General features: G+C 40.8%; 6 protein-coding genes. 2 read left to right on the top strand and 4 right to left on the bottom strand.

Annotation, left to right across the window (positions count from 1 at the left end; all coding sequences use genetic code 11):
- Positions 1-68 precede the first annotated feature (68 nt).
- The 3 genes from BCU91_RS16215 to BCU91_RS16205 are packed head-to-tail and all read right to left on the bottom strand — an operon-like array spanning position 69 to position 1,656.
- The gene (locus BCU91_RS16215; RefSeq protein WP_102531915.1) at positions 69-380 is read right to left on the bottom strand and encodes a hypothetical protein; all 312 of its coding nucleotides are present in this window, start codon (positions 378-380) and stop codon (positions 69-71) included.
- On the bottom strand, positions 380-1,030 hold the full coding sequence (locus tag BCU91_RS16210) for a hypothetical protein (RefSeq protein ID WP_102531914.1): 651 nt from the start codon (positions 1,028-1,030) through the stop codon (positions 380-382). The genes BCU91_RS16215 and BCU91_RS16210 overlap by 1 nt, the downstream gene beginning before the upstream one ends.
- A gap of 50 nt (positions 1,031-1,080) precedes the next feature.
- Positions 1,081-1,656, bottom strand: a complete 576-nt coding sequence (locus BCU91_RS16205) for a DNA-3-methyladenine glycosylase I (RefSeq protein WP_102531913.1) — start codon at positions 1,654-1,656, stop codon at positions 1,081-1,083.
- A gap of 119 nt (positions 1,657-1,775) precedes the next feature.
- Between BCU91_RS16205 and glyQ the strand changes: the two genes are divergently transcribed.
- Positions 1,776-2,681, top strand: coding sequence for a glycine--tRNA ligase subunit alpha (glyQ, locus tag BCU91_RS16200; RefSeq protein WP_102436422.1), 906 nt, complete (start codon positions 1,776-1,778; stop codon positions 2,679-2,681).
- Between the two features lie 11 nt (positions 2,682-2,692).
- On the top strand, positions 2,693-4,762 hold the full coding sequence (gene glyS, locus BCU91_RS16195) for a glycine--tRNA ligase subunit beta (protein WP_102475868.1): 2,070 nt from the start codon (positions 2,693-2,695) through the stop codon (positions 4,760-4,762).
- A 116-nt stretch (positions 4,763-4,878) separates the two neighbouring features.
- On the opposite strand, the gene BCU91_RS16190 is transcribed toward glyS, so the two are convergent.
- The gene (locus BCU91_RS16190; protein WP_102531912.1) at positions 4,879-5,982 is read right to left on the bottom strand and encodes an HDOD domain-containing protein; all 1,104 of its coding nucleotides are present in this window, start codon (positions 5,980-5,982) and stop codon (positions 4,879-4,881) included.
- Positions 5,983-6,000 lie beyond the last annotated feature (18 nt).

The following is a 6,000-nucleotide window of genomic DNA, read 5'->3' as shown; positions in this document are numbered from 1 at the left end:
GATGTTCCACGTGGAACATCCCTTTAGATTATGTGTAAAGTAAAATGGTAGGCCTAAATAAAAATATACTAAAAGTACATCCCCCTTTGAGTTCCCTTCCTTTCTTCTTTAAACCTAAATAGATAGGCAAAAAGTACTGATATAAATATTGGCACCCCACCTATCACCATCATAAAAATTTTAAAGTCATTTTCAAGTAATGACATATGGCTAATAACGACAGTGCTCAAACTTAAAAGACAAAGATAAAAACCTATACCTACACCAATAAAAGCTGACTTGCTAAGAGTCTCCTCAGAACGAATAGCCCTAAAACACGAAGCGCTATGCCCATGTAAAATAACTAAACTAACAATATAAGCAAAACACCATGCAATCATTACAAGTCCTCTGTGGTCAATAAGCCTCTATTCAGCAACTCTTCTTGTAATCCCTTCAAATCAGAGTCAGTTAAGCCTTTCATTACACTCGCTAAAATTGTCACTAAAACAAAGGATTTTGTGACAGTACTAACGCCGCTCTTTGTAATGCTCATACCTGTTTTATTTGATAGCCCATTGACGATTGACACACCAGAAGCTTCTGTAACCCAGCCTTTAAAACCAGTCATAGAAACTCCAAATAATGCTGGAACCAACCAGCTAACTTCTAGCTTTGGTTCTATAGTAAAAAACCACGAACTAATGAAACTGCTCAATGTTCTATTATTGTCGAAAAAAGCCCTTAGCTCTGTATCTGATAGACACCACTTATTCCAATTTGGATTTGCTATATTCTGTGCAATAAGAGTTTGAATTGAATAGAGGAAAACAGGGTCACCCAAGCTCTTAGCCATTGGTAAAACTCTATTTTTTTCATTTCTTTGTAGCTGCCTATAAAGTAATACCCCGGATAAAATTGGTAAAACTTTTTCTTTATTATTCCGAATGAGGGTTAGATGTTTGTCTAGTTGCATTAATTTTGCTAAATAAATAACTGGTTCTTTAATAGCATTATCAACATTATAATTACGGTTTCCAAAAGCACTCATAGTCAACTCTCCTTGTTGAGTTAATATTGAGTACAAAAAATACAATAGATTTATATATTTGGCAATTTATACTTATAACAAAAACAATCTGTTGTATGGTCATTAATCATCCCTACCGCTTGCATAAATGCATAACAAATTGTCGGCCCGACAAAATTAAAACCGAGTTTTTTTAAGGCTTTGGACATGGCTTCAGATTCAGGCGTTTGCGCTGGCACTTCTGACATAGTCGCGAAGTGATTAATTTTCGGCTCACCTCCGACAAACTCCCAAAGAAATTCTGAAAAGTCATTGCCCTGCTCAACAAAGGCCAAATAGGCTTTGGCATTTCGAATAATAGAATTAACCTTTAGACGGTTCCTGATAATTCCAGGGTTTAATAGTAATTCTTCGACTTTGGCATCATCGAATGTGGCAATCACTTTTGGATCAAAATTGGCAAACAAAGCTTGGTAATTGTGTTGCTTCTTTAAAATGGTGATCCAAGATAATCCTGCTTGCTGACCATCCAAGCAAAGCTTTTCAAATAACTCGATGGGATCATAAACAGGCCGCCCCCAAACATTGTCATGATAGTCTTGATAAATAGGGTCATCACTGACCCAACCACAACGTTGTTGAACCATTTATTGAGTCCTTTACTATTTTTAATCTCTACGTTAAAAAATAACCTACATAAGCCTTTATCTACAAGGTATAATCAAAACCATTTTCTATTTATAGCCTAACCAGTAGATAAGCGGACATGACGACGAAACACGACGTAAAAACATTCCAGGGCTTTATTATGACCCTGCAGGAATTCTGGGCGCAGCAAGGTTGCGCAATAGTTCAACCATTAGACATGGAAGTTGGCGCTGGTACATTCCACCCAATGACATTCTTGCGCTCATTAGGCCCAGAGCCTATGAGTAGTGCTTATGTTCAGCCATGTCGTCGCCCTACCGATGGCCGTTACGGTGAAAACCCTAACCGTCTACAACACTACTATCAATTTCAAGTAGTGCTTAAGCCTTCTCCTAGCAATATTCAAGAGCTATACCTTGGCTCTTTAGAAGCACTAGGCGTAGATATGGGCGTCCATGATGTTCGCTTCGTAGAAGACAACTGGGAATCACCTACATTAGGAGCTTGGGGTCTAGGTTGGGAAGTTTGGTTAAACGGTATGGAAGTATCGCAATTTACCTACTTCCAACAAGTGGGCGGTTTAGAGTGTAAGCCTGTAACTGGTGAAATCACTTACGGCCTTGAACGTCTTGCGATGTATATCCAAGAAGTTGATAGCGTATATGACCTAGTATGGACAGACGGTCCAATGGGTAAAGTGATGTATGGTGATATTTTCCATCAGAACGAAGTTGAACAATCAACCTATAACTTTGAACACGCCAATGTAGAAGTACTATTCAAGCAGTTTGATGATTGTGAAGTCGCTTGTCAGCATTTACTTGACCTTGAAAAGCCATTGCCTCTTCCTGCATACGAACAAGTAATGAAAGCATCTCATGCCTTTAACTTACTTGATGCTCGCCACGCGATTTCGGTTACTGAACGTCAACGTTATATTTTACGTGTACGTACTATGGCCAAAGGTGTTGCAGAGTCTTACTACCAAGCCCGTGAAGCGCTTGGTTTCCCAATGTGTAAGTAGAGGTAAATAGAATGAATGTTGAAAACTTACTCATTGAAGTGGGTACTGAAGAATTACCGCCAAAAGCATTACGTAAATTAGCTGAATCATTTTTAGCTAACTTCAGCGAAGAGCTAACCAAAGCTGAGTTGGCCTTTGAAAAAGCCACTTGGTACGCTGCGCCGCGCCGTTTAGCTATTAGCATTGAACAACTTGCTGTAGCTCAAGCTGACAAAGTCGTTGAAAAACGTGGCCCTGCTGTTGCCCAAGCATTTGATGCTGATGGCAACCCAACGAAAGCAGCTATGGGCTGGGCTCGTGGTAACGGCATCACTGTGGAACAAGCTGAGCGCTTGAAAACAGATAAAGGCGAATGGTTATTACACCAAGCTAAAGTGGTTGGCGTAGAAACTAAATCACTGATCGCAGCCATGGCGCAAAAAGCATTAGATAAGTTACCAATTCCTAAGCCAATGCGCTGGGGAAGTAACACCACACAATTTATCCGTCCGGTTCATACCGTTACTATGCTATTAGGTGATGAGTTAGTTGATGGTGAATTGTTAGGTATCAAATCAGCACGTACTATTCGTGGTCACCGCTTCATGGGCGTTGATACCTTCGAGTTAGATCATGCTGACAACTACTTAGCCGCTCTTGAGCAGCAAGGTAAGGTTTTAGCTGATTACCAACGTCGTAAAGATATAATCAAGACTAACGCTGAAGCTGCAGCCAAAGACATTGGCGGTGTTGCAGAACTTGAAGATGACTTACTTGAAGAAGTCACCTCTTTGGTTGAGTGGCCTGTGGTACTCACCGCTAACTTTGAAGAAAAGTTTTTAGACGTACCGGCTGAAGCCTTGGTTTACACCATGAAAGGCGATCAGAAATACTTCCCTGTATTTGATAAAGCCGGCCAGTTGCTACCAAACTTTATCTTCGTGACTAATATCGAATCTAAAGATCCACAGCAGATTATTTCAGGTAACGAAAAAGTAGTTCGTCCTCGTTTAGCTGATGCTGAGTTCTTCTTTGAAACAGATAAGAAAGAGTCATTAGAAGCGCGCCTTGCTAGCTTAGAAACGGTTGTATTCCAAAAGCAATTAGGCACGATTAAACAACGTGTTGAACGTATCTCTGCAATAGCCGGTTTTATTGCCACCAGCATTGATGCCAACAGCGAAGAAGCGAGCCGTGCAGGTTTACTGTCTAAGTCAGACTTAATGACCAATATGGTGATGGAGTTTACTGATCTTCAAGGCACTATGGGCATGCACTATGCACGCTTAAATGGTGAAACTGAAGCTGTCGCAGTTGCTTTAGCTGAACAATACAAGCCAAAGTTCTCTGGCGATACCGTGCCTACTGCACCTATTTCAATCTGTGTCGCGCTAGCTGAAAAGCTTGATACCTTAGTGGGTATTTTCGGTATTGGCCAAGCCCCTAAGGGTGCTGCAGATCCATTCGCACTGCGTCGTGCAGCGATTGGTATTTTACGTATTTGTTTAGAAAACAACTTGCCATTAGACTTAGTTGATTTAATTGATAAAGCAAAACAATTACACGGTGAAAACCTCACTAAAGACAATGTGTCTGAGCAAGTGCTTGAATTCTTCATGGGTCGTTTCCGCTCTTGGTATCAAGATCAAGGCGTCAGCGTTGACGTTATTCTTGCAGTGCTGGCACGTAAGCCTACTGCACCGGCTGACTTTGAAAGCCGTATTAAAGCTGTGGCGCACTTCAGAACGTTAGAGCAAGCCTCTGCTTTAGCTGCAGCTAACAAGCGTGTTTCTAACATTCTAGCCAAAGTTGAAGGCGAGACTGCCACTAGCATTGATGCCAGTTTATTGGTTGAACCTGCTGAGAAAGCATTAGCTGAAAAGTTAGCTGAACTGCAACCACAGCTTGCGCCATTATTTGCTGCGGCAAACTACCAAGAAGCGTTAGCATTACTGGCGAACCTGCGTGAAAGCGTTGATGCCTTCTTTGAAGGTGTCATGGTAATGGCTGATGATGAAGCCCTTAAGAATAACCGCTTAGCATTACTAAATAGCCTGCGTGAGCAATTCTTACATGCTGCAGATATCTCACTACTACAATAATAGTTAACCCTATTAAGTTGTAAAAAAACGCGCTTTAACATCAGTTAAGCGCGTTTTTTATTGGCTGATTTTTAAAGCCTCATGATTAATTTTAAATGAAGACTTCGAATCAAATATTAAAAGCTAATCAGTTTTTGATGGAAAACATCAAACTCAGATTGATTCAAACCGACTTGCTGCAATAGCTGCTGTAAATCATCTTGTTCAAGTTTATCTTTTTGCCGCAACATAGAACACTCACTGATGATATTTGCCCGCCATACAGCCAATGCCATCATGTCTGTTGGACGATAATCAGAATTAGCTAATTGTGCTAGCTGAAACTCAAACTGTGCTGGCAGCTGCCAATGCTTCGCCAGTAACACACTTAGCCCTAACGACTTAGTGGTCATCACTTGCTTAAACAATGCCGAACTTGGCTGTTCACCCGGCTCGGCTTTTTCAAAGGCATCCAGCAGCATTTTGAAAATGGCGATTTTGCCAACATCATGAAGTAATCCCAGTAAAAACACCGTATCAGCATCTTCTTCAGCTAAGTCACTGGCAATAAAAGCCACTTGCATTGAATGACGCCAAATTTCAGCGCCAAAACGCCTAAAGTAAATCGGCTTAATATCAATCATTTCTTTCACTAAACAACTGCGAACAAACTGACGTAATTGCGCTCGCCCTAACTGCACAATAGCTTGGTGTAGATTAGTAATATCTTTGCCTGAACGCTTAAAAGCACTTGAGTTGCATAACTTTAATACTTCGACGCTCAGTACCGGATCTTGCTCAATTAACTGCAGTACTTGTTTGGTTTCAATCTCATCTTGGGATAGTTTATGGTCAAGCTCGGTTATGCGCCTTGGCAGTTTTAACACCTTGGCAGCAATATCTTGAGGTGCACTAAAAGCGATGTCGATTTCGGCTAATATGCTACGTTCAAGATTATTAGCCATGCCACCAGTTTTATGGCTACTCATAGGAAAAAGTAGACTATAAAACAGCGCCGACAAATCTATTTGTTGCGCCTCTTCTGGTGTTTCACTTGAGTTGCTTAAGTATGATTTAGTTTGCCTTACATATGAGTTACTAGAGCACAGTTTCGAGTCTGTAGCGCTTGACTCTTGGGTGTTAGCCGATAGCAATGAATGCTGCTCATTTAATGCTTTGGCTTGTTTGACCTCAACGGCCGGTCTTAAATTAAAAATCTTATTGAATAGCTTTTTAAACACAATAAATTACCTACACTT

This window comes from Shewanella sp. 10N.286.52.B9 (genome assembly GCF_002873635.1).
Classification (GTDB): domain Bacteria; phylum Pseudomonadota; class Gammaproteobacteria; order Enterobacterales; family Shewanellaceae; genus Shewanella.
Note: the sequence above shows the minus strand (reverse complement) of the source record. Positions and strands in the feature narration are given on the sequence as shown.